The organism is Luteimonas yanweni, from assembly GCF_039548475.1.
Lineage (GTDB): Bacteria > Pseudomonadota > Gammaproteobacteria > Xanthomonadales > Xanthomonadaceae > Luteimonas.
Map to the genome: position 1 here is coordinate 13,504 of NZ_JBCLVC010000002.1, position 22,401 is coordinate 35,904.

At 69.9% G+C, this 22,401-nt stretch carries 19 protein-coding genes; 7 read left to right on the top strand and 12 right to left on the bottom strand.

The window, feature by feature from the left end:
* The first annotated feature begins 7 nt into the window (after positions 1–7).
* The 5 genes from WCE39_RS00150 (at position 8) to WCE39_RS00170 (ending at position 6,609) form a co-directional block, all read left to right on the top strand.
* Positions 8–889 (top strand): DUF4097 family beta strand repeat-containing protein, encoded by an 882-nt coding sequence (locus WCE39_RS00150; protein ID WP_343274689.1) that lies wholly within the window; start codon positions 8–10, stop codon positions 887–889.
* 95 nt (positions 890–984) lie between these two features.
* Positions 985–2,874 carry an ABC transporter ATP-binding protein gene (locus WCE39_RS00155; protein ID WP_343274690.1) on the top strand — a complete coding sequence of 630 codons (1,890 nt, stop codon included), beginning with the start codon at positions 985–987 and terminating at the stop codon, positions 2,872–2,874.
* A 50-nt stretch (positions 2,875–2,924) separates the two neighbouring features.
* Positions 2,925–3,734 (top strand): ferredoxin--NADP reductase, encoded by an 810-nt coding sequence (locus tag WCE39_RS00160; protein ID WP_343274691.1) that lies wholly within the window; start codon positions 2,925–2,927, stop codon positions 3,732–3,734.
* A gap of 76 nt (positions 3,735–3,810) precedes the next feature.
* Complete coding sequence (locus tag WCE39_RS00165) at positions 3,811–4,233, top strand: universal stress protein (RefSeq protein WP_343274692.1); 423 nt, start codon at positions 3,811–3,813, stop codon at positions 4,231–4,233.
* Positions 4,234–4,398: 165 nt separating this feature from the next.
* Complete coding sequence (locus WCE39_RS00170) at positions 4,399–6,609, top strand: M3 family metallopeptidase (RefSeq protein ID WP_343274855.1); 2,211 nt, start codon at positions 4,399–4,401, stop codon at positions 6,607–6,609.
* A gap of 81 nt (positions 6,610–6,690) precedes the next feature.
* On the opposite strand, the gene cfa is transcribed toward WCE39_RS00170, so the two are convergent.
* The 6 genes from cfa to WCE39_RS00200 all read right to left on the bottom strand — a co-directional run bounded on the left by cfa (position 6,691) and on the right by WCE39_RS00200 (position 11,337).
* Complete coding sequence (cfa, locus tag WCE39_RS00175) at positions 6,691–7,821, bottom strand: cyclopropane fatty acyl phospholipid synthase (RefSeq protein WP_449283960.1); 1,131 nt, start codon at positions 7,819–7,821, stop codon at positions 6,691–6,693.
* Between the two features lie 72 nt (positions 7,822–7,893).
* Positions 7,894–8,742 carry an RsiV family protein gene (locus WCE39_RS00180; protein ID WP_343274694.1) on the bottom strand — a complete coding sequence of 283 codons (849 nt, stop codon included), beginning with the start codon at positions 8,740–8,742 and terminating at the stop codon, positions 7,894–7,896.
* Positions 8,743–8,879: 137 nt separating this feature from the next.
* Positions 8,880–9,089, bottom strand: a complete 210-nt coding sequence (locus tag WCE39_RS00185) for a cold-shock protein (RefSeq protein WP_343254799.1) — start codon at positions 9,087–9,089, stop codon at positions 8,880–8,882.
* Positions 9,090–9,345: 256 nt separating this feature from the next.
* The gene (locus WCE39_RS00190) at positions 9,346–10,059 is read right to left on the bottom strand and encodes a pseudouridine synthase (protein ID WP_343274695.1); all 714 of its coding nucleotides are present in this window, start codon (positions 10,057–10,059) and stop codon (positions 9,346–9,348) included.
* A 72-nt stretch (positions 10,060–10,131) separates the two neighbouring features.
* Complete coding sequence (locus WCE39_RS00195) at positions 10,132–10,410, bottom strand: GNAT family N-acetyltransferase (protein ID WP_343274696.1); 279 nt, start codon at positions 10,408–10,410, stop codon at positions 10,132–10,134.
* 12 nt (positions 10,411–10,422) lie between these two features.
* Positions 10,423–11,337, bottom strand: a complete 915-nt coding sequence (locus WCE39_RS00200; RefSeq protein WP_343274697.1) for a hypothetical protein — start codon at positions 11,335–11,337, stop codon at positions 10,423–10,425.
* Between the two features lie 191 nt (positions 11,338–11,528).
* Here WCE39_RS00200 and WCE39_RS00205 point away from each other — a divergent pair, with 191 nt between their 5' ends.
* On the top strand, positions 11,529–11,726 hold the full coding sequence (locus WCE39_RS00205) for a hypothetical protein (protein WP_343274698.1): 198 nt from the start codon (positions 11,529–11,531) through the stop codon (positions 11,724–11,726).
* A 1-nt stretch (position 11,727) separates the two neighbouring features.
* On the opposite strand, the gene WCE39_RS00210 is transcribed toward WCE39_RS00205, so the two are convergent.
* Positions 11,728–12,330 carry a rhomboid family intramembrane serine protease gene (locus tag WCE39_RS00210; RefSeq protein WP_343274856.1) on the bottom strand — a complete coding sequence of 201 codons (603 nt, stop codon included), beginning with the start codon at positions 12,328–12,330 and terminating at the stop codon, positions 11,728–11,730.
* A 14-nt stretch (positions 12,331–12,344) separates the two neighbouring features.
* Positions 12,345–13,985, bottom strand: coding sequence for a POT-type proton-dependent oligopeptide transporter (locus WCE39_RS00215; RefSeq protein ID WP_343274699.1), 1,641 nt, complete (start codon positions 13,983–13,985; stop codon positions 12,345–12,347).
* 244 nt (positions 13,986–14,229) lie between these two features.
* On the opposite strand from WCE39_RS00215, the gene WCE39_RS00220 reads away from it, so the two are divergent.
* The gene (locus WCE39_RS00220; protein WP_343274700.1) at positions 14,230–15,972 is read left to right on the top strand and encodes a M14 family zinc carboxypeptidase; all 1,743 of its coding nucleotides are present in this window, start codon (positions 14,230–14,232) and stop codon (positions 15,970–15,972) included.
* Between the two features lie 72 nt (positions 15,973–16,044).
* On the opposite strand, the gene WCE39_RS00225 is transcribed toward WCE39_RS00220, so the two are convergent.
* The 4 genes from WCE39_RS00225 to WCE39_RS00240 all read right to left on the bottom strand — a co-directional run bounded on the left by WCE39_RS00225 (position 16,045) and on the right by WCE39_RS00240 (position 22,379).
* Positions 16,045–17,121, bottom strand: a complete 1,077-nt coding sequence (locus WCE39_RS00225) for a diguanylate cyclase (RefSeq protein WP_343274701.1) — start codon at positions 17,119–17,121, stop codon at positions 16,045–16,047.
* A gap of 140 nt (positions 17,122–17,261) precedes the next feature.
* Positions 17,262–19,166 carry an ATP-binding cassette domain-containing protein gene (locus WCE39_RS00230; protein ID WP_343274702.1) on the bottom strand — a complete coding sequence of 635 codons (1,905 nt, stop codon included), beginning with the start codon at positions 19,164–19,166 and terminating at the stop codon, positions 17,262–17,264.
* 40 nt (positions 19,167–19,206) lie between these two features.
* Positions 19,207–20,817, bottom strand: coding sequence for a protein adenylyltransferase SelO (locus tag WCE39_RS00235; protein WP_343274703.1), 1,611 nt, complete (start codon positions 20,815–20,817; stop codon positions 19,207–19,209).
* A gap of 41 nt (positions 20,818–20,858) precedes the next feature.
* Entirely contained in the window at positions 20,859–22,379 is a 1,521-nt protein-coding gene (locus WCE39_RS00240; RefSeq protein WP_343274704.1) for a transglycosylase SLT domain-containing protein, read from the bottom strand.
* Positions 22,380–22,401: the final 22 nt, after the last annotated feature.

Genomic DNA, 22,401 nt, shown 5'->3' on the forward strand with positions numbered 1-22,401 from the left:
TTCCGACATGACCCGCCACCTCATCGGCCTGGCGCTCGCCGGCCTTGCCGCCCCGCTGCTCGCCGCCACCCCGATCAACGAGACCCGCCCGCTGGACGCCCGCGGCGAGGTCGAGGTTTCCAACCTCAAGGGCCACGTCGAAGTCCGCACCTGGGACCGCGACGAAGTCCGCATCACCGGCAGCCTCGGCGACGGCGTCGAGCGCCTGGACGTCGACCAGGGCGGCCGCAAGCTCTCCGTGCGCGTGCGCTATCCACGCAACAGCCGCGACAGCGAGCCGACCACGCTGGTGCTGGAGATCCCGCGGCACGCCAGCCTGGACGTGGACTCGGTCGCCGCCAGCGTCGACGTCCAAGGCGTGGCCGGCGACGAGCTGGAGATCGACAGCGTCAGCGGCCGGGTCACCGCCGTCGGCGCGCCGCGCAAGGCCAGCATCGAGAGCGTGAGCGGGGACCTGAAGCTCAACCTCAACAGCCGGGAGGTCGACGTGGAAAGCGTCAGCGGCAAGATCGCGCTGCGCGGCCGCATCAACGGCCACGTCGACGTGGAAACCGTCTCGGGCGACATCGACATCGACACCCGCGGCGAGCGCCTGCCGCGCCTGGAAAGCAGCTCGGTGTCGGGCGACGCCAGCATCCGGACGGGCATCGCCGACGGCGGCCGCTTCAGCTTCGAGTCGGTCAGCGGCGACGTCCGCGTGACGCTGCCGGGCGATTCCTCGACCCGGATCGAGGCCACGACCTTCAGCGGCGACATCGACGCCCCCGGCGCCAGCGTGGTGCGCAAGCGCGTGGGCCCCGGGGCGAGCCTCGACCACAGCTACGGCACCGGCAACGGCAGCATCGGCATCGAGACCTTCTCCGGCGACGTGAGGCTGCAGCTCGACTGAGCCTTGCCGGCACCGGAGGGCGCACGTGGGCCCGGGCCCGGTCCCGGGCCCACGCGTTGTAGCGGCCTGCACGGCGGTCGCGGCAATATGGCCCGATGCCGACCGCCCCCAGCGCCACCCGCGATACCCCCGCCCCCGATCCGCAGGCGAACCGCCCCTCATTCCGGGAGCGGCTCACCGCCCTGCGCAACGTGCCGCCCTTCCTGCGCGAGATCTGGCGCACCAGCCGGCCCCTGACCCTCGCCACGCTGTCGCTGCGCCTGGTCCGGGCGCTGCTGCCGGTGGCGATGCTGTACCTGGGCAAGCTGATCATCGACGAGGCCATCCGCCTGGTCGGCATCGGCGTCATCGGCGAGGGCTTCGCCGAGGCCTGGCGCAGTGGGCAGCTGGACCACCTGGCCCTGCTGCTGGTGGCCGAGTTCGGGCTGGCGATCCTGTCCGACCTGCTCGGCCGCCTGGTCTCCTATTGCGACCAGGTACTGTCGGAGATGTTCACCAACGCCGCCAGCGTGCGCCTGATGGAGCACGCGGCCACGCTGGACCTGGAGGACTTCGAGGATCCCGAGCTGCAGGACAAGCTCGATCGCGCTCGGCGCCAGACCATGGGCCGGATGAACCTGATGGGCCAGCTGTTCGGCCAGGCGCAGGACATCATCACCATCATCAGCTTCTCCGCCGGCCTCATGGTCTACGCGCCCTGGCTGATCCTGCTGCTGGCCGTTGCGCTGATCCCCGCGTTCGTGGGCGAGTCGCACTTCAACGCGCTCAACTATTCGCTCAACTTCCAGTGGACCGCCGAGCGCCGGCAGCTCGAGTACCTGCGCCAGACCGGCGCCAGCGTCGACACCGCCAAGGAAGTGAAGATCTTCGGCCTCCACCATTTCCTGGTGGAGCGCTTCCGCACGCTGTCGCAGGCCTTTCTGGTCGCCAACCGCAGGCTTGCCCGCCGGCGCGCCTTCTGGGGCACGCTGCTGGCCGCGCTCGGTACGCTCGGCTATTACGTGGCCTATGCCTACATCGCCTGGCGCACGGTCCACGGCGACTTCTCGATCGGCGACCTGACCTTCCTCGCCGGCAGCTTCCGGCGCCTGCGCCAGCTTCTGGAAGGCCTGCTGGTCGGCCTGTCGCAGGTGGCCGGGCAGGCGATGTTCCTGGACGACCTGTACTCCTTCTTCGACATCGAACCCGAGATCGTGTCGAAGCCGGGCGCGTCGGCCATCCCGCGGCCCATCTCCAGCGGCTTCGTGTTCGAGAACGTCGGCTTCCGCTACCCCGACGCCGCCCGCTGGGCGCTGCGCGGGGTCGAGTTCGAGCTGCGCGCGGGCGAGGTGCTGGCCCTGGTCGGCGAGAACGGCGCCGGCAAGACCACCCTGATGAAGCTGCTGGCGCGCCTGTACGACCCCGACGAGGGCCGGATCCTGCTCGACGGCCGCGACCTGCGCGACTACGACCTGGACGACCTGCGGGCGAACATCGGCGTGATCTTCCAGGACTTCGTCCGCTTCCACATGACCGCGGCCGAGAACATCGGCGTGGGCCAGATCGACGCCATGGACGACCGCGAACGCATCGAGGCCGCGGCGCGGCGCGCGATGGCCGACGAAGTCATCACCGGCCTGCCCCGCGGCTACGACCAGGTGATCGGCCGCCGCTTCAAGACCGGCGTGGACCTGTCCGGCGGTCAATGGCAGAAGGTCGCCATCGCGCGCGCCTACATGCGCGATGCCCAGGTCATGATCCTGGACGAGCCCACCGCGGCGCTGGATGCACGCAGCGAGTACGAAGTGTTCCAGCGCTTCCGCGAACTCTCCGACCAGCGCAGCACGGTGCTGATCTCGCACCGTTTCTCCAGCGTGCGCATGGCCGACCGCATCCTGGTGATGGCCGACGGGCGCATCGAGGCCGACGGAACCCACGAGGAACTGATGGCCGCCGGCGGCCGCTACGCCGAGCTGTTCGAGCTGCAGGCCGCGGGATACCGCTGAGCGGAGGGCGTACAATAAGCCGGTTTCCTTCCTCTCCGGCCCAAGACAGCATGTCCTCAGCGTTTGGCACCGAGACGGTGCTGGACGTCCGTCACTGGACGGACGACTACTTCAGCTTCACCACCACCCGCGACGATGGCTTCCGCTTCGACAACGGCCAGTTCGTGATGATCGGCCTGCCCGTTGAACAGCCCGACGGCAGCACGAAGCCGCTCATGCGCGCGTATTCGATTGCCAGCGCGAACTGGGAAGAGCAGCTGGAATTCTTCAGCATCAAGGTCGCCAACGGCCCGCTGACCTCGCGCCTGCAGCACATCCGGCCCGGCGACCACGTGCTGATCGGCCGCAAGCCGACCGGCACGCTGCTGATCAGCGACCTGAATCCGGGCCGCAACCTGTACCTGCTGGGCACCGGCACCGGCTTCGCGCCGTGGCTGTCGATCATCAAGGATCCGGAGACCTACGAGCGCTTCGAGCGCGTGGTGCTGTGCCACGGCGTGCGCAACGTGGCGGACCTCTGCTATCGCGACTACATCGTCAACGAACTGCCGCGCCACGAGCTGCTCGGTGACATCCTCGGCGAGCGCCTGCTCTATTACCCTGCGGTCACCCGCGAGGACTTCGAGTTCGAGGGCCGCCCCCACCGCGGCCGCCTGACCGACCTGATGGCCAGCGGCCAGATGATGGCCGACCTCGGCCTGGACGCGCTTGATCCCGCACGCGACCGCGCCATGATCTGCGGCAGCCCGGGCATGCTGGCCGACTTCCGCGCGCTCCTGGATGGCCGCGGCTTCACGCCGTCGATGCGCATCGGCGTGGTCGGCGACTACGTCTTCGAGCGGGCCTTCGTCGAGAAGTGAGCCGCCGGCGCCATGCCGTGGCGCGCCGCACCGCGTAGAATCCCGCCATCACGCACGAGTCCCGAAGGAAATCCGCATGAAGATCCTTGTCGCCGTTGACGGCAGCGACATCAGCGTCCGCGCCGCCAGGCACGCCAACACGCTCGCCAAGAGCCTGGCCAAGCCGGCGAAGATCTTCCTGGTCGCAGTGGATGCCGCGCCCTTCCCCGGCGTCGTCACCCGCATCGGCAAGGAAGCGATGGACCGGATCCACGCCGAGAACCACCAGCGCATGCTGGCTCCGGCGCGCAAGGCGCTGGCCCGCAGCAAGGCCGACGTGCGCGAGCTGGCCGTCGTCGGCGAGCCGTCGGAAGCCATCCTGGCCGCTGCGAAGGACAACAAGGCCGACATCGTGGTGATGGGCTCGCACGGCCGCGGCTCGGTCAAGGGCATCCTGCTGGGCTCGGTCTCCAGCAAGGTCATCGCCCAGAGCGAACTCCCGGTCACGATCGTCCGCTGAATCCAGGCCTGCCGGTCGCGGCTGCAGCCGCTCCCGCAGGGGGCGCCGCAAGGAGGCGTCGTTCACGCGACGCTCGACCGTGCCATTGGTCACAGGAGCCGCCGCGGCCGCCCGGGGTACCCTAGGGGACTCAGTCCCGCAAGGAAACGCCCGATGAAGCATCCGCTGTCGCTCGCCCTGGCCTTCGCCATCGCCGGCGCAGGCATGTCGCCTGCCCTCGCCCAGTCCACCACCGACGGGGAGGCTTCCGTGTCCGCAAGCGCCGCTGCACTCAAGGACAACCCCTTCGCGGTCAAGAGCACGCTGCCGCTGCAGTATCCGCACTTCGACCGCATCCGCGACGAACACTTCGCCCCCGCATTCGACGTCGGCATGGCCGAGCAGCTGGCCGAGGTCCGCGCGATCGCCGACAACCCGGAGGCGCCGACCTTCGAGAACACCATCCTCGCGCTCGAGACCAACGGCAAGACCCTGGGCCGCGCCATGCGCGTGTTCTTCAACCTGGTCGGCACCGATACCAACGACGCGCGCAAGAAGCTGCAGGCCGACTATTCGGCAAAGTTCGCCGCGCACCGCGACGCCATTGCGCTCGACCCGAAGCTGTTCGCGCGCATCAAGACCCTGCATGACGGTCGCGCCAACCTGGGCCTGGATGCCGAGGGCGTGCGCCTGGTCGAGGAGTACTACAAGGACCTGGTCCGCGCCGGCGCCGCGCTCGACGAAGGCCAGAAGGCGCGCCTGAAGGAGATCAACTCCGAGCTGGCCACGCTGGGCACGACCTTCAGCCAGAACGTGCTGGCCGAGGTCAACGATTCCGCCGTGGTGGTCGACACCGCCGCCGAGCTCGAGGGCCTGACGCCGGAGCAGGTCACCGCCGCCGCCAACGCCGCCAAGTCTCGTGGCCACGAAGGCAAGTACGTCATCACCCTGCTCAACACCACCGGCCAGCCGCCGCTGTCGCAGCTGGCCAACCGCGAGCTCCGCGAGCGCATCCACAAGGCGTCGGTGGTCCGTGGCGCGCGCGGCAACCAGTGGGACAACCGCGAGATCGTCGCCACCGTGCTGAAGCTGCGCGCCGAGCGCGCGAAGATGCTGGGCTTCGACACCTACGCCGACTACGTGCTGGACGGCGAGACCGCCAAGACCACCGATGCCGTCAACGCCATGCTCGGCCAGCTGGCCCCGGCCGCCGTGGCCAACGCCCGCGCCGAGGCCGGCAAGCTGCAGGCCATGATCGACGCCGAGCAGAAGGCCAAGGGCGAGTCCACCTTCAAGCTCGAGCCCTGGGACTGGGCCTACTACACCGAGAAGGTGCGCAAGGCCGAGTACGACTTCGACGAATCCCAGCTCAAGCCCTACCTGGAGATGCGGAGCGTGCTCGAGGACGGCGTGTTCCATGCCGCCACCGAGCTGTATGGCATCACCTTCAAGGAGCGCACCGACCTGCCGAAGTACCACGAGGACACCTGGGTCTACGAGGTCTTCAACGCCGACGGCAGCCAGCTCGCGTTCTTCATCTTCGACCCCTACGCGCGCGACTCCAAGCGCGGCGGCGCGTGGATGAGCGGCTACGTCTCGCAGTCGGAGCTCGAGGGCACCAAGCCCGTGGTGGCCAACCACCAGAACATCCCCAAGCCCGAGTCCGGCAAGCCGACGCTGCTGACCTGGGACGAGGTCACCACGATGTTCCATGAGTTCGGCCATGGCCTGCACGGCATGTTCTCGGACGTGAAGTACCCCTACTTCTCTGGCACCAGCGTGCCCCGCGACTTCGTCGAGTTCCCCTCGCAGGTCAACGAGATGTGGTCCGACTGGCCGTCGGTCCTGGCCAACTACGCCAAGCACCACGAGACCGGCGAGCCGATGCCGCAGGCGCTGCTGGACAAGGTGGTCGCGACCGCCAGGTTCAACCAGGGCTTCGCCACCACCGAGTACCTGGGCGCGGCCATGCTCGACCAGTACCTGCACCAGCTGCCGGCCGACAAGCTGCCGCCCGCGGGCGACATCCTCGCCACCGAGGCCGCCGCGCTCAAGGCCGCCGGCCTGGACTTCGCCGCGGTGCCGCCGCGCTACCGCACCACGTACTTCAGCCACATCATGGGCGGCTACGCGGCGGGCTACTACGCCTATATCTGGTCCGAGGTGCTGGACGCCAACACCGTGGCCTGGATCGAGGAGAACGGCGGCCTGACCCGCGAAAACGGCGACCGCTTCCGCGCCACGCTTCTGTCGCAGGGCGGCAGCAAGGACGCACTGCAGCTGTTCACCGACTTCTCGGGCAAGACGCCTGACATCAAGCCGCTGCTGGTGAAGCGTGGCCTGGATGCCACCACCGAGGACGGCGCGCCGCCGGCCGGCGCCACCCGGCAGGACTGACGCACCCCGACTTCCCCCGCTCCGGCGGGGGAAGTTCTTTTGGCCGTCCCATCCCTTTCCTGTGGGAGCAAGCGGCCGTGCTCAGCGCGGTACGACGATGCCGCCGGGAACGCCCTGCGGCGACATGAGCACCTGCCACACCTGGCTCCGCCGTGCGCGGAAGCTCGCCATCGAAGACGCCAGGTAATATCGCCACATGCGCCGGAATCGCTCGTCGTAGCGTGCCGGGAGCCTGTGCCACGCGGCCTCGATGTTGTCGCGCCAGGCCTGCAGCGTGAGGTCGTAGTCGGTGCCGAAGCAGTGCCAGTCCTCGATCACGAACAGGCCTTCGCTGGCCTCCGCCAGCTGCCGCGCCGAGGGCAGCATCGAGTTCGGGAAGATGTAGCGCGCGATCCAGGGGTCGGTACGGCGACGCGAGGCGTTGCCGCCGATGCTGTGCAACAGGAACAGGCCGTCCGCGGGCAGCAGCGAGCGCACCAGGTCGAAGTAGCCGCGGTAGTTGCGCAGGCCCACGTGCTCGAACATGCCGATGGACAGCACGCGGTCGAAGCGTTCGCCGCGGAGCTCGCGATAGTCCTGCAGGCGGAACTCGAGCGGCAGGCCCTCGCACAGCGCTTCGGCGAAAGCCTGCTGCTCGCGCGAGATGGTCACGCCCACGCCGCTGACGCCATGGCGCTCGGCCGCGAACTTCAGCGCCTCGCCCCAGCCGCAGCCGATGTCGAGCACGCGCATGCCCGGACGCAGGCCGAGCTTGCGACAGACCAGGTCGAGCTTGGCGTCCTGGGCGTCGTCGAGCGATCCGGCCAACCTGCCGTCACGGTCATGCCAGTAGCCGCAGCTGTACACCAGGCGGCGGCCGAGCATGGCCCGGTACAGGTCGTTGCCGAGGTCGTAGTGGCGTTCGCCCACCGCGTAGGCACGCCGCCCGAGCTGCAGGTTGAGCAGGCGCGCGGCGGCGGCGTCGCGGAGGTCGGCCAGGCCGGGCGCGCGGCGGTCCAGCCCTGCCGCGAGCAGGCGGCCGATCAACTGGTCCAGCGAGGGCGTATCCCACCAGCCATCCACGTAGGACTCGCCCAGGGCCAGCGAGCCCCCGGCCAGCAGCCGCGCCGGCAGCCGGGTGTCGTGAATCTGCATGTCCCAGGGCCTGTCGCCGCCCACGCGGACATCGGCGGCGGCCAGCAGGCCGTGGACGCGTTCCCGGATCGGATGCATCACCGCCCCCGAAATGGCCCGGGACGATGCTAGCGCCTGGCGGCGGCCGGGGCCAATCGCGGCGCCGACGGCTCAGTCCGCGGCGAACAGGTCCCGGTATTGCGGTGCGACGTGCGGGAGCAGCACCGCGGCCGGCACGTCCACCGTCTGCACGCCATCGGAGTACGGTCCCACCTGATAGGGCGGGAACACGAAGCGCAGCCCGCCCAGGCGTCCGCCCGCCCCTTCCATGGGCTCGAACTGGTCGAAGTTTCCGGCCTCGGGGGCCGTGCCTTCGTCGATCATGCGGCCACCGCTGCGCTGCAGGCGCGCGCGGTCCTCGGGCGCGAGGGCCTCGTCGGCGTCCAGGCGCTGCGACAGCGCCCCGTGCAGGGATTCGCGCACGAAGTCCGAGATCCCGCGCCAGGCCCCGGGGCCCTCGAACAGCGCGCCGACGCGGAGCAATTCGCGCCGCTGCGGCAGCCAGACGAAGCGCGCCACGAGCGGGGTGCCGTGGGCCCCGCCGGTATAGCTTGTGCCGCCGGCCTGGACCGCCACCACTTCGGGCGACTCCATCACCATGTCGAAGGGCAGCGAGAGATCATAGGGGGCGCCAGCGCTTGGCGCGTCCGGGTCGCGCGCATCCACCGCTTCCATGAGGTCGGCGCGGGCGGCATCGGCATAGCGCTTGAGCTCGGCGGCCAGCCCCGGGTAGCGATTGATGCCGGGCGGGTAGCTGATGCCGATGATGTAGCGCGGATCGGACTCCATCACGTCCTCCAGCACCAGCGGCGTCTGCTCCGGGCCGGTGTCCCGGGCTGCAGCCGTAGGCGGCGCATCCACGGCGGCACCCCCGGGCACCTCGGCCTCGCGGCGGCAGCCGGCCAGCACCAGCGCCGCCAGCAGCAGCAGCGGCACAACGCGATCAAGACGGCGAACCATCTGGAACCCCCCGTTCAGTCCATGATGGAGGACAGGCTAGCGGCCCCTGCGTGATGTCCGCGCTCACGGGCCGGGCCAATACGAAAAAGCCCCGGACGTTGCCGTCCGGGGCTCCCTGGTACTGCGATGCGCGGGCCTTAGATGGCCTGCACCTCGTCGGCCTGCAGGCCCTTCTGGCCCTGCACGACCTTGAACGAAACCTGCTGGCCTTCCTGCAGCGACTTGAAGCCGGTGCCCTGGATCGAACGGAAGTGGACGAACAGGTCCTGGCCGCTTTCGGGGGTGATGAAGCCGAAGCCCTTGGCGTCGTTGAACCACTTGACGGTGCCGGTCTGACGATCGGACATGGTGTTACTCCTTGAACAGTTTTGAAATGACACGGTCCGCATGCGGATCCGAGACTGCGAAGCAAGGGGTAGCACAGGAACGATGGAGCGGATCGTCGGAAGCTGGCGCAAACGCCGTGTCACCTTGGATCTACCGCACCGGAGCCACGATGTACCGTGATCCCGCTTTGAACAGTGGGCGAACCATACCGCAAATTCGATTGCAAATGTGAATGGTGTGTACCGTTCGTCGTCGGCGGCCCGCCGCCGGGTCCGGTTACCAGGCCTCCTGCTGCGGCAGGAGGACCGCCAGCTCGGCGTCGCTGAGGTTGCGCCAGCGCCCCGGCTTCAGGTGGCCCAGCTGGACCGGGCCCACGCGCACGCGCACCAGCCGCTTCACCCGGTAGCCGAAATGCGCGGCCATCAGGCGCACCTGGCGGTTGAGCCCCTGGACCAGGGTGATCCGGTAGCCGAAGCGGCCGAGCTTGGCGGTCCGGCACGGCAGGGTCAGCTGCCCGTGGACGGGGACACCGCGGGCCATGCCGCGCAGGAATTCATCGGTGACCGGGTTGTTCACCGCCACCATGTACTCCTTTTCAAGCTTGCTCTCGGCCCGCAGCACGGCATTGACGATGTCGCCGTTGCTGGTCATCAGGATCAGGCCCTCGGAATCCTTGTCCAGGCGCCCGATCGGGAAGATCCGCTGCTGGTGGCCGACGAAGTCGACGATGTTGCCGGCCACGTCCGATTCGGTGGTGGAGGTGATGCCCACCGGCTTGTACAGGACGATGTACACATGCTTGCGCTTGCCGGGGGCGGCGCTGCGCGGGCGCAGCGGCTGGCCGTCGAGCAGGACCGCGTCGCCCTCCCCCACCTCGGCGCCGATGCGCGCACGCATGCCGTTGACGGTCACCCGGCCCTCGCCGATGAGGCGGTCCGCCTCCCGGCGCGAACAGGCGCCGGTTTCGCTGATGTGCTTGTTGAGGCGCATGGCCGGCGACACTGACCGTGGTTGAAAGGGGCGCAAGTCTGGCAGATCGCGCGCCGGCGCGCGCGGCGGCCCTCAGCCCAGCAGGTCGGCGTACTCCGGGTGACGCCCCGCCCAACCCTTGGCGTAGTCGCACAGCGGGCGCACCTTCCAGCCCTCGGTCCGCGCGTGGTGGAAGGCCGCCTCGACCAGCTTGCCGGCGATGCCGCGGCCGCCGATGGCTTCGGGCACCCGGGTGTGGGTGATATGCATGACGCCATCGGCCATTTCGTAGTCGAGGTTGGCCACGTGGCCGTCGACCCCGGTGACGAACCGGCCCGGGATGCCGTGGTGGGTGATGTCCAGCGTATCCATCGCGGTCACTCCTCAGTCGGTGTCGCCACGGCCATCGCGCTTGCCCTGGTTGTGGCGGTCGGTCGTGGACATGCTGCCGTGGATGGAGGCCATGCGCGATTCGCCGGCATGCAGGTCCTGCGCCTTGCTGGCGGCCTGCGGCGACTGGTAGCCCGGTTGCGGGACATGCTCGACGCCAGGATCGAGCGACTGCCACGGCTGCGGCGACCGGTCGCGCTCCTGCTTGGCTTCCAGCAGCTTGCGGGTGTTGGCCAGGGCGCGCTCGGGGGACAGCCGGCGGGGCGCGGCGGCCGTCCTGGCGGCCGTCTTCCTGGCGGCGGCCCGCTTCGGAGCGGTCTTCGGGGAGGCAGCCTCCGCCCCCGCGGCGTTCTCCACCGCGGACTTCTTCGTGGCGGCCTTCTTCGTCGCGGCCTTCTTCGTGGCGGGCTGCTTCGCGGCGGGCTTCGTCGTAACGGCCTTCCGGGTCGCGGCCTTCGTCGTCGCGGCCTTCTTCGTGGAGGTCTTCGTCGTCGCAGCCTTCGGCGTCTCGCCCTTTTCCACGGCGCCCTTCTTCGCCACGGCCTTCTTCGCCACGGCCTTCTTCGCCGTCACCGTCCTGGTCGACGCCTTCTTCGCCACGGCCGCCGGCGCGTCCCTGCGGGCATCGCTGAAGCGCCCGAGGATCTCGGCCAGGAGGGCTTCCTTGCGCGCGGTGCGCGCCGCCACGCCGCCCGCTCCGGCCGCCTTGCCATCACCACGCTTGCGGGCGGCCAGGCGCTGGCGCTTCAGCAGGTCGCGGGCGCGGTCGCGCGCGGCGCGTGTCCGGACGACGCGACCGGCCAATGCCGCCCGGTCGAACCCGCGCAGGGCATTGGCCCGGCTTTCTTCGTACAGGCGCATCTCGGCCTTGTTGAGGAGTTCGGTCGCCTGCGCGCGGGTAAAGGCCATCTGTTTTCTCCATCAGGGGGATGGCCCAAGGGGTATCACGGAACGGATTCAGGCGCGGTGAGTGCCCTGGCCGGGTCACTGCCCGCCGGACTGCGTGCGCTTGTGACCTGACGCGTCACCCCCCGCCTGACCCCGGTCGTGGTGGCCACGATTGGCACGCTTGATGCGTGCCTTCGCCCACGCAGCCCAGTATGGAGATGACCTTGGATGCCATGACCGACACCCGCGCCGCGCACGAAGCCGTCACCCGCCTGTTCGACCTGTCCCGTTCGGGCGAGGTCGACAACGTTGAATTCAACCAGCTCGACTCGCTGGTCTACGCGCGCCTGATCCAGGCCTACGAGTGCGACCAGGCCGGCATCGGCGCCGGCGGCGAATCGATCTCCTGACTCAGGACATCGGCGACATCAGCCGCGCCAGGAAGACCTCGACCACGCCCGGCTCCATGATCACCGTGAACAGCAGGCCGTAACCCGCGCCCCACAGGTGCGCGCTGTGGTTGACGTTGTCGCCGCCGCGGCGCTCCATCCAGATCGAATAGCCGACGTAGAGCACGCCGTAGACGATCGCCGGCACCGGGATGAAGAACACGAAGATCAATGCCCAGGGCTGCACCAGGATGAAGGCGAACAGCACCGCCGACACCGCGCCCGAGGCCCCGAGGCTGCGATAGCCCGCATCGTGGCGATGGCGCAGGTAGGTGGGCAGGATCGCCACCACGATCGCCGACAGGTAGAACAGCGCGAAGCCGAGCGGACCGATGTAGGGCGCGAACATCCGTTCGACGTAGCGCCCGAAGAAGAACAGCGTGACCATGTTGAACAGCAGGTGCTGCCAGTCGGCGTGCACGAAGCCGTGGGTCACCAGGCGGTCGTATTGCTTGTGGCGCTCGATCGCCGGCGGCCACAGCAGCAAACGCTCGAGCAGCCTGCGGTTGCCGAAGGCCCGCCACGACACCAGCACCGTCAGCGCCAGGATCACCAGCGTGACCACGCCGCCATCGCCGCTCATGCCGCGATCCCGGGGGACACGCGGTAGTTGTCCTGCATCGGGTACCTGCGCGCATAGGCCGCGAACGCCAGCGCCGCCAGGAATGCGAACAGGGCGAAGAAGAACATCAGGAACGCGTTCTCGCTGAGCCCGGTGGAGGCGATGGCCGAGGTCACCGCGTCGTTGCGGACGCCGGCGTTGGTGAGCAGCACCCAGAGGCTGCCGAAGGTGCTGGTCAGGTACCAGAAGGCCATGATCACGCCCTTCATCGCGTGCGGCGCCTGGCTGTACGCGAACTCGAGCGCGGTGGCCGAGACCAGCACTTCGCCGAAGGTCAGCAGCAGGTAAGGCAGGCTCTGCCAGGCCAGCGAGACCTCGGCGCCGCCGTCGAGCCACAGCTGCAGCACGCCGGCCGCGATCCAGGCGATGCCCGAAAACACGATGCCCCAGCCCATCCGGCGCAGGGCGGTCACGGTGAAGCCCATGCGGCGCAGCAGCGGGTACAGCACCAGGTTGTTGAACGGGATCAGCAGCATCACCAGCAGCGGGTTGAGCGCCTGCATCTGCGCCGCCTCCTTGATCAGCCAGCTCGGCCACCACCAGGCGTCGTGCGGGATCAGCATGGTGTTGCCCTGGATGATCCAGGTCGAGGCCTTCTGGTCGAACAGCGACCAGAACGGGGTCACCAGCGCAAACACGATCAGGATGCGCAGCACCGCGCGCACGCCGTCGACCGCCGCGTCCGGGTGCAGGCCACGGGCGCGCTCGAGCTGCAGCGATGCGCCCCAGCCGACGCAGGCGATCACCACGCCCAGCGCCAGGCAGGCGGTGATGACGAAGCCGAAGGCATCCGGCCAGGGCAGCGGCACGCCGGCCGCGTCCAGCGCCCAGAGCGCCAACATGAGCACCGCGATCCCCACGCCGACGCGCGCCACCAGCGTGCCGGAGCCGCCCTGCCCCGCGCCGTGCCTGCGCAGCGCGGTGCGCACCACGTTGAGGAAGGAATCCGGGTCGGCACCCGAGGGCGGCACGTTGACGTACTGCTTGCGGCCGAGCCAGAACACGAAGGTGGCGATGAACATCAGCACGCCCGGTACGCCGAACGCGACCGCCGGCCCGTAGCTGCGCAGCAGCAGCGGCGCCAGCAGCGAGGCGAAGAACGAGCCGAAGTTGATGATCCAGTAGAAGGCGTCGAAGACCACCTTGGCCTTGGACTTGTTGGTCTGGTCGAACTGGTCGCCGCAGAAGCTGACCACCAGCGGCTTGATGCCGCCCGAGCCCAGCGCGATCAGGAACAGGCCGGCGTAGAAGCCGTTGCGACTGTCCTCGAACATCGCAAGGCAGGCGTGGCCGGCACAGTAGATCAGCGAGAACCAGAGGACGGTGTTGTACTTGCCGAAGTAGCGGTCCGACAGCCAGCCGCCCAGCAGCGGGAAGAAGTACACGCCGATCACGAAGGTGTGGAAGATGTCCTTCGCCGCGCCCTCGCGTTCGGGCCCGGCCGGCAGGTAGGCCAGCAGCATCGAGCTGATCAGGAACGGGATGAGGATGTTCCTCATGCCGTAGAAGCTGAAGCGCTCGCAGGCCTCGTTTCCGATGATGTAGGGAATCTGGCGCGGCAGCTTGCCGGCGTCGGCGGCAACGGGGGCGTGGCTCATGCGGTGGGGCCGGTCTGCGGTCGAAGCCGCGAAGGCTAGCGTATCCGCCGCCGCCGCGCTTTGGCCGAAAGACATGGACGCGGCATCATGGGCGCCCGTCGCCACCCGGCCCGATCCCATGTCCCGATCCGCCATCGCCGCAATTCCGCTGTGCCTGTTGCTCGCGCTGCCGGCTGTCACTGCAGCCTCAAGCAAAAAAGCGGGCACGGACGCAGCCACCACGGCCAGCGGCGGCACAGAAATCGTGGCCGCGGACCACGCGCCACGCCCTGCCGCCGCGACAGCGCCGCCCCTGTCCACGGTCGCCGAACAGTCGGGCTTCGTGCGCACCGGCCGCTACGACGAGGTGCTCGCGCTGTGCGCCGGCTTTGCCGCGCGGTACCCCGAAGCGGTGCGCTGCATCGACTTCGGCACCACGCCCGAGGGGCGGCCGATGAAGGCGCTGGTCGCCTCGCGCAGCGGCGCGCTGACGCCGGAGGCCGCTCGCACGGCCGGCCTGCCGGTGCTGCTGGTCCAGGGCGGCATCCATGCCGGCGAGGTCGATGGCAAGGACGCCGGCTTCCTGGCCCTGCGCCAGGCCCTGGACGGCGAGGCCGCAGCGGAAGCGCTTGAAAAGCTGGTGCTGGTGTTCGTGCCGGTCTTCAACGCCGATGGCCACGAGCGCTTCGGCGCCTGGAACCGGCCCAACCAGCGCGGCCCCGAGGAAATGGGCTGGCGCACCACGGCGCAGAACTACAACCTCAACCGCGATTACCTGAAGGCCGATGCGCCGGAGATGCGCGCGATGCTCGGCCTGGTCGAGGCCTGGGACCCGATCGCCCATGTCGACCTGCACGCCACCAACGGCGCCCAGTTCGAACACGACATCTCGGTGCAGATCGAGCCGCTGCACTCCGGCGACGCCGCGCTGGCCCGTGCCGGCCTGGCGCTGCGCGACAGCCTGCTCGACGACCTCGCCGCCCAGGGCTCGCTGCCGCTGCCCTTCTACCCCTCGTTCGAGATCCATGACGATCCCAGCTCCGGCATCGTCGACGGCGTCTCCCCGCCGCGCTTCTCGCACGGCTACTTCCCGCTGCGCAATCGCTTCGGAATCCTGGTCGAAACCCATTCGTGGAAGGAGTACCCGGTGCGCGTGGGCATCACCCGCAACCTCGTGGTCGGCATGCTGGAGCAGACGGCGGAACACGGCCGCGCGTGGTTGGACACCGCGGCCGCGGCCGACGCCCGCGCAACGGCGCTCGCCGGTCAGGAAGTGCCGCTGGACTATATCGCCACCGACCGCGTTCGCACCGTCGATTTCCGCGGCTACGCCTGGACGCGCACGCACTCCGAGGTCTCCGGCGCGCCGGCCACGCACTACGACGAAACCACGCCGCAGATCTGGAAGATGCCGCTGCGCGACGAGGTCGTGCCCGGCCGCAGCGTGACCGCGCCGGACGCCGGCTACCTGGTCCCCTCGCGACACGCGGAGCGGGTCGCGCGCTGGCTGGACGTGCACGGCGTCGCCTACCGCCGGGTGGCGCAGCCGCTCCCGGACGCCGCGATCGAAGCGTTCCGCGCCGACGCGCCGCGACTGGCCGGGACGTCAAGCGAAGGCCGCCAACGCCTGGAGGTCGAAGGTGAATGGCGCCCGGAAACCCGCGACCTTGCCGCTGGTGCGCTGTTCGTTCCGATCGCCCAGGCCCGCGCGCGGCTGGCGATGGCGATCCTCGAACCGCAGGCCCCGGACTCCATGGCGGCCTGGGGCGAGTTCAACAACGCCTTCGAGCGCAAGGAATACATGGAGGCCTACGTTGCCGAAGCGGTCGCGCGCGACATGCTTCGTGAACCGGCGGTCCGCGAGGCCTTCGAGCACCGGGTAGCGGAGGATGCGGAGTTCGCGGCCAGTCCGCGGGCACGGCTGGAATGGTTCCATCGCCGCCATTCGAGCTGGGACGAACGCCTCGGCCTGTACCCGGTCTTCCGCACCGCGACCGCACCCGACTGACCGGGCGAGCCGCCTTCAGCGCCGGCCGTCCGCCTCAATGCAGAAGCGCGGCGTGGCCGCACGTCCCTTCGCTCAGCGTGGACGCTCCACGGCCCCCGCCACGTCCGACTCGACCCGGTTGCGGCCGGCCGCCTTCGCCCGGTACATCGCGGAGTCCGCGCGCTGCAGCCACTCGTCCGCGGTGACCACCGCAAGGTCGACCTCGGCCAGGCCGATGCTGAGCGTGCAGTCCTGCAGCACCGCCTCTTCGGGGCGCTCCGCAAGAAAGGTGGTGCGCACCCGCTCAGCCACCCGCAGCGCGCCATTCAGACCGGTCTCCGCGAGCAGCACGCCGAACTCGTCGCCGCCGTAGCGCGCCGAGGTGTCGATGTCGCGGGCGCAGATTTCGAGCACACGGGCCACGTGGCGCAGCACCTCGTCGCCCACGACGTGACCGTGGTTGTCATTGACCTCCTTGAAGTTGTCGACATCGACCAGCATCAGCACCGCCGGCCGCCGCGTGCGCGCATGCCTGGCCAGCTCCGCGGCCAGGGCCTCGTTCCAGCCGCGACGGTTGCGCAGGCCGGTGAGCGCATCGATGCGGTTTAGGCGCTGCAGCGTGCGGTTCTTCGCGCTCACATGGCGCCCGAGTCCGAAGGTCACCGTGGCCAGCACCAGCGGGTACACGACCAGGAACGGCAGCGTGGCAAGGATGCTCGACATGCTGCTTTCAAGCCCCACCGGGAATCCCCGCGCCGCCGACACCAGCAGGCAGGCGATGAGCAGCGCCGGCGTGGTGCGTGCGACGAAGCGCCAGCCGCCCACGGCGATCTTGTCCATGGTGACCATCACCAGCAGCACGGCGCTGGGCACCAGGTTGAACTCCATGAGTGCGATCCAGGCCCCGGCGGCGGCCGAGTCGATCACCAGGTGCCGCTGGGCGGCCAGCTTCGGCTCATGCGCGCGGTGCGTGAGCCAGCGCGCAAGCAGCGGCCAGGCGAAGCCGTTGAATGCCCACAGCGCCCAGGTCCAGGGCGCTGCGTCGTTGTCCGCGAGCACCGATGCCACCAGCAGCGCGGACAGGGCGCCACCCAGGGTGCGGATATGGTGCACACGGGTGACGAAACGCTGTTCGCGCGCCCGCACGATATCGCTCTCGGTCAGATGCATGCGCGCAGGGTGGCGTCCCGGCCCTTGGCCGGCAAGCCCACGCGCTGCGCATGCATCCGCAACCGGACCTGCATCACGTTCCAATGCGGATCGGCAGACGCTTCACAGCGCGCCCAATGATTTCGCGAGGGCCGGCCGCGTCAGCCGGACGTCCCTTCCAGGCTCTCCCAGCGCGCGTAGGCGGCATCGAGTTCGGCCTGGGACTCCGCCATCGCGGCGTGATGGGCGGCAATGGTGGCGGCATCGCTTCGGAAAAACGCGGGCTCGGCCAGCGTTGCGGTCATCTCGGCGATGCGGGTTTCCAGCGCCTGGATCCGGGCCGGCAGCTGCTCGAGCTCCCGCGCCTCCTTGAATGCGAGTTTGCGGCGCGCCGGCTCCGGGGGCGCCGCAGCCGCCACGGTGGCCGCAGCTGCCTTCGCCGAGGGCCTGGCATCCCCATCCGACGCATGCCGCGCCCGCGACTGGCTTTGCCGCAGCCAGTCGCTGTATCCACCCACGTATTCGCCGATGCGGCCCTCGCCGCCGTCCTGCATCACCAGGGTCGAGGTCACCACGTTGTCGAGGAAGTCGCGGTCGTGGCTGACCAGCAGCAGCGTGCCCGGGTAGTCCGCCAGCAGTTCTTCAAGCAGCTCAAGGGTCTCGACGTCGAGGTCGTTGGTGGGTTCGTCCATCACCAGCAGGTTCGACGGCTGCGCGAACAGCTTGGCCAACAGCAGCCGGTTGCGTTCGCCGCCCGACAGTCGGGTGATCGGCGCGCGCGCGCGTTCGGGCGTGAACAGGAAGTCCTGCAGGTAGCCGATCACGTGCTTGCGCTTGCCGCCGACCTCGACGAAGTCCTGGCCCTCGGCCACGTTCTCCAGCGCGCTCCAGTCCTCGCGCAGGGTGGCGCGGTACTGGTCGAAATAGGCGACCTGCAGCTGGGTGCCGATGCGGATTTCGCCGGACTGCGGCTGCAGCTGGCCCAGGAGCAGCTTCAGCAGCGTGGTCTTGCCGCTGCCGTTGGCGCCGACCAGGCCGATGCGGTCGCCGCGCAGGATGGTGGTGGAGAAGTCGCGCACCATGGCGCGGTCGCCGAACGCGAACGACACCTCCTTCGCCTCGATCACCTTCTTGCCCGAGGCGCCCGCCTGCGCGGTCTCCATGCGCACGTTGCCGGTCAGCTCGCGGCGCGCCGCGCGCTCGTTGCGCATCGCCTTCAGGCGCCGCACGCGGCCTTCGTCGCGGGTCCGGCGGGCCTTGATGCCCTGCCGGATCCAGACTTCCTCCTGGGCCAGCATCTTGTCGAAGCGCGCGTTTTCCTGCGCCTCGGCGTTGAGCCGCTCCTCCTTGCGCCGCAGGTAGTTGGCCCAGTCACCCGGCCAGCTGGTGACCTGGCCGCGGTCGATCTCGACGATGCGGGTGGCCAGCGCGCGCAGGAAGCGGCGGTCATGGGTGACGAACACCAGCGCGCCCGACCAGCCCTTCAGGAAGCCTTCCAGCCAGTCGATGGCGGCGATGTCGAGGTGGTTGGTGGGCTCGTCCAGCAGCAGCAGGTCGGGCGCCGACACCAGCGCGCGCGCCAGCAGTACGCGGCGCTTCATGCCGCCGGACAGCTGCGAGAACGCGAGCTCGCCGTCGAGGTCGAGCTTCTGCAGCGTTTCCTCGACCCGCTGGTCGGCGGCCCAGCCGTCGGCGGCGTCGATCTTCGCCTGCACCGCGGACATGGCGTCGGCGTCGTAGTTGTCGCCGTGGCTCAGGTGGTGGAACTCGGCCAGCCACGCGCCCAGCTCGCCCATGCCTTCGGCGACCACGTCGAAGACGGTGCCGGACGCGCCCGCGGGCACTTCCTGCTCCAGGCGCGAGACGCGCACGTTGCCGTCGCGGCGGATGTCGCCGTCGTCGGGCTTGATCTCGCCCGACAGCAGGCGCATCAGCGTCGACTTGCCGGCGCCGTTGCGGCCGATCAGCGCGATGCGCTCGCCGGGTTCGATGGCCAGCTCGACTTTTTCGAGCAGGAGCGGGCCGCCGACGCTGTAGTCGACGGAATTCAGTGTGATCAGGGGCATCCGCCCATTCTACCGGTCGCGGGCGTTGCGACCGCGGGTTTCATGAACTGCAGGACAGCATCGAGCAGCCGGCGCGGTCGCGCGCCCAGTCCGGGCGCAGGGCGGCGAAGGCCTCGCGGCCGGGCTGCTCGCCGTAGGGGTCCCGGAACACATCCAGCAGCTCGGCGATTCCCGACTCGTCACCGGATTCCGCGCGGTCGATCGCCTGCTGCACCAGGTAGTTGCGCGGTACATAGCGCGGATTGGCGGCATGCATGCCTGCGACCCGGGCTTCCCGAGGCAGTCCGTCCGCCCGGCAGCGGGCGGCGTAGCGGGCGAGCCAGGCCTCCAGCGCGGCGGCGTGGTCGGCCGGCAGCGCCGGATCGTAGAACGCGCCCCGCAGAGGTGCCGCCGCGGGTGCCGCGGCCTCGACATCGATATCGGACAGCGCGCGGAACAGGCGCGTCATGTCGGCACCGGTGCGGTGCATCAGCGCCTGCAGCGCGCGCATCAGTTCGAGATCGTCGTCGCTGCAGCCCGAAAGTCCCAGCTTGGCGGCGGCGTTGGCGCGCTCGCACCCGCTCCAGGTGGCCGCGTAGGCATCGAGCCCGGCCTGCAGCGGTGCCGCGTCGGCGAACAGCGGCGACAGCGCGCCTGCCAGCCGCGACAGGTTCCAGTGCGCGATGCGGGGTTGCCAGCCGAAGCGGTAACGGCGCCCCTGGGCATCGGTGGTGTTGGGCGTCCAGTCGGGGTCGTAGTCGTCGATCCAGCCGTAGGGGCCGTAGTCGATGGTGAGCCCGAGGATCGACATGTTGTCGGTGTTGAGCACGCCATGGACGAAGCCGACGCGCATCCAGTGGCCGACCAGCACCGCGGTGCGCACGCAAACCTCGCGGAACCAGGCCGCGAACAGCGCTTCGTCGAAGGCCCCGGCGGCGCGCAGTTCCGCCAGCGGCCGGCCCTCGTGGTCCTGGCCCAGCAGCCAAGGGAAGTCCCGCCAGATGCAGAACTCCGCCAGCGCCCGCAGCAGCGCGACCTCGCCGCGCGAGGCCGGCAGCTCGAAGGTCCCGAAGCGGATGAACGACGGCGCGACCCGGCACACGATCGTGCCCGGCTCGGGCCGCGGATGGCCGTCGTAGAACATGTCGCGCACCACGGTCTCGCCGGTGGCCACCAGCGACAGCGCACGCGTGGTCGGCACACCCAGGTGGTGCATGGCCTCGCTGCACAGGAATTCGCGGATCGAGGACCGCAGCACCGCGCGGCCGTCGGCGCCGCGGGAGTACGGCGTCCGCCCCGCGCCCTTGAGCTGCAGTTCGTGCCGGCTGCCATCGGCGGCCACGGCCTCGCCAAGGCTGATCGCGCGCCCGTCGCCCAGCTGCCCGGCCCAGTGGCCGAACTGGTGGCCCCCATAGTTCGCCGCCCAGGGATCCATGCCTTCGAGCTGCCGGTTTCCGCCGAACACCGCGGCGAAATCCGGCCCGGCAAGCGCGTCCGCACCGATGCCCAGGCGCCCGGCCACCTCGGCCGCATGCGCGACCAGTCGCGGCGCTGCCACCGGCGTCGGCGCGACGCGCGACCACGCCGCGCCGTACACCTGGCGCACGCCCGGCCCGGCGGACGGATCACCGGGCAGCTCGCGCAGGAAGGCGTTGTCGAAGCGGAGGCACATGCGCACAGTCTGGCAGGCGGCGCGCGAGGCCGCCGTGGCCGTCAGCGGCTGCAGCCCTCCAGGCGCAGTCGCTGGCCGACGCGGATGGCGGACGGTGCCTCCAGGCGGTTGGCCCGGGCCAGCTGGCGCGCCTCGCAGCCGTACTGGCGCGCGATTCCGACCAGGGTCTCGCCGCGGGCCACGCGATGCTCGCGCGGCGCCGCGCTCGGCGTCGCGACGCCGGTAGCGACGGTGGTCCCGGCGGGGCGCACGACTTCCACCGGACCGGTCCGCACCAGCGCCGCATTGACGGTGCTGCCCATCAGCTGGCGGGCCAGCTCGGCGCGGCGCCCCTGCGCGCACCAGCGCTTGTACAGCGCAGCCATGCGCGTGGTGCCCTGGAGGACGGCGCCGGACGGAATCACCTCGTCGGCCTCGAAGCGCGGGTTGAGGTTGCGCAGCTGCCGCATATAGCCGTGGCGGCTGCCGCTGTCGCCCATGCACACGGTGAGTTCGTAGATCGATGCCGGCCGCGAGAGCACGAAGTGCGTCGGCCGCACGTCGACCCGCGGGAAGCTGAGCCCGTACTCCTTCGGATGCAGGTACAGCCAGGCCGCGGCGATCACCATCGGCACGTAGTCGCGGGTCTCGGCCGGAAACTGGCTGTAGACGTCGGCCTCCCAGAACGGGCGGCCGCCGCTGGCATCGTGGATGCGCCGCGCCCGGCCTTCGCCGCCGTTGTAGGCGGCCAGCCACTTCTCGACCTCGTTGCCGAACTCGGCGAAGCGCTCGCTGAGGTAGCTCGACGCCGCCTCGGCGGATGCGGCCGGGTCATAGCGGGTGTCGAAGCCGCTGCCATCGGGCCCCAGTCCGAAACGGCGCCCCGTGGCGGGCATGAACTGCAGCGGGCCGACCGCGCCCGCGCGCGAGCCGACGTGCACGCGACCGGTGGATTCCTTGGCCATGATCCCGAACAGCAGGGCCTCGGGCAGGCCGCGCTTCTCGAAGGCCGGCGCCATCAGGTGGCGCATGTACTGGTAGTTCTCATGGCTGGTGACCAGCGAGACGCGCATATCGGTCAGCCAGCGGCGGATGCCTTCCTGCACCGCCGGGTTGAACTGGACCATGCGCACGAAGCGCTGGCCGTCCTCGCTCAGCAGCGCCGCGGCGCTGGCGGCCGCCGGCACGTCGCCGGTCGGCAGGCCGCCCTCGTCCACGCCGTCGGCATCGAACGTCTCGTCGTCGATGCCGGCGGCGTCATCGGCCTGGGCCTTCAGCAGCCGCTTCCAGCCCGGCAGCATCGACGCGAGTTCGCAGCCGCGCTGCTTCTCGCAGGCCAGCATCACGTCCTCCATGTCCTCGAGGGCGGCGTTGCCCTCGTCGACGGCGGTGGGATCGGCGTTGGCGGCCTTCACCAGTGATTCGCGGTAGCGGGTTTCGGCAGTGGCCATGCGTTCGGCCAGCTCCGCGGCGGCGGCGCGGTCGCGCCTGGACTGCGCGGAGGCTTCGGGGACGTGCAAGGCAAGGACTGCAACGGCCGCGGCAAGCGCCAGCCGCGGCAGGACAACGGAAAATGGGGGCATTCGGGGACCAGGGACTGCATTT

Coding starts and splice junctions, on each gene's coding strand:
- WCE39_RS00150 (WP_343274689.1), top strand. CDS start 8: ATGACCCGCCACCTCATCGGCCTGGCGCTCGCCGGCCTTGCCGCCCCG.
- WCE39_RS00155 (WP_343274690.1), top strand. CDS start 985: ATGCCGACCGCCCCCAGCGCCACCCGCGATACCCCCGCCCCCGATCCG.
- WCE39_RS00160 (WP_343274691.1), top strand. CDS start 2,925: ATGTCCTCAGCGTTTGGCACCGAGACGGTGCTGGACGTCCGTCACTGG.
- WCE39_RS00165 (WP_343274692.1), top strand. CDS start 3,811: ATGAAGATCCTTGTCGCCGTTGACGGCAGCGACATCAGCGTCCGCGCC.
- cfa (WP_449283960.1), bottom strand. CDS start 7,821: ATGCATCCGATCCGGGAACGCGTCCACGGCCTGCTGGCCGCCGCCGAT.
- WCE39_RS00180 (WP_343274694.1), bottom strand. CDS start 8,742: ATGGTTCGCCGTCTTGATCGCGTTGTGCCGCTGCTGCTGCTGGCGGCG.
- WCE39_RS00185 (WP_343254799.1), bottom strand. CDS start 9,089: ATGTCCGATCGTCAGACCGGCACCGTCAAGTGGTTCAACGACGCCAAG.
- WCE39_RS00190 (WP_343274695.1), bottom strand. CDS start 10,059: ATGCGCCTCAACAAGCACATCAGCGAAACCGGCGCCTGTTCGCGCCGG.
- WCE39_RS00195 (WP_343274696.1), bottom strand. CDS start 10,410: ATGGATACGCTGGACATCACCCACCACGGCATCCCGGGCCGGTTCGTC.
- WCE39_RS00200 (WP_343274697.1), bottom strand. CDS start 11,337: ATGGCCTTTACCCGCGCGCAGGCGACCGAACTCCTCAACAAGGCCGAG.
- WCE39_RS00205 (WP_343274698.1), top strand. CDS start 11,529: ATGGAGATGACCTTGGATGCCATGACCGACACCCGCGCCGCGCACGAA.
- WCE39_RS00215 (WP_343274699.1), bottom strand. CDS start 13,985: ATGAGCCACGCCCCCGTTGCCGCCGACGCCGGCAAGCTGCCGCGCCAG.
- WCE39_RS00225 (WP_343274701.1), bottom strand. CDS start 17,121: ATGCATCTGACCGAGAGCGATATCGTGCGGGCGCGCGAACAGCGTTTC.
- WCE39_RS00230 (WP_343274702.1), bottom strand. CDS start 19,166: ATGCCCCTGATCACACTGAATTCCGTCGACTACAGCGTCGGCGGCCCG.
- WCE39_RS00235 (WP_343274703.1), bottom strand. CDS start 20,817: ATGTGCCTCCGCTTCGACAACGCCTTCCTGCGCGAGCTGCCCGGTGAT.
- WCE39_RS00240 (WP_343274704.1), bottom strand. CDS start 22,379: ATGCCCCCATTTTCCGTTGTCCTGCCGCGGCTGGCGCTTGCCGCGGCC.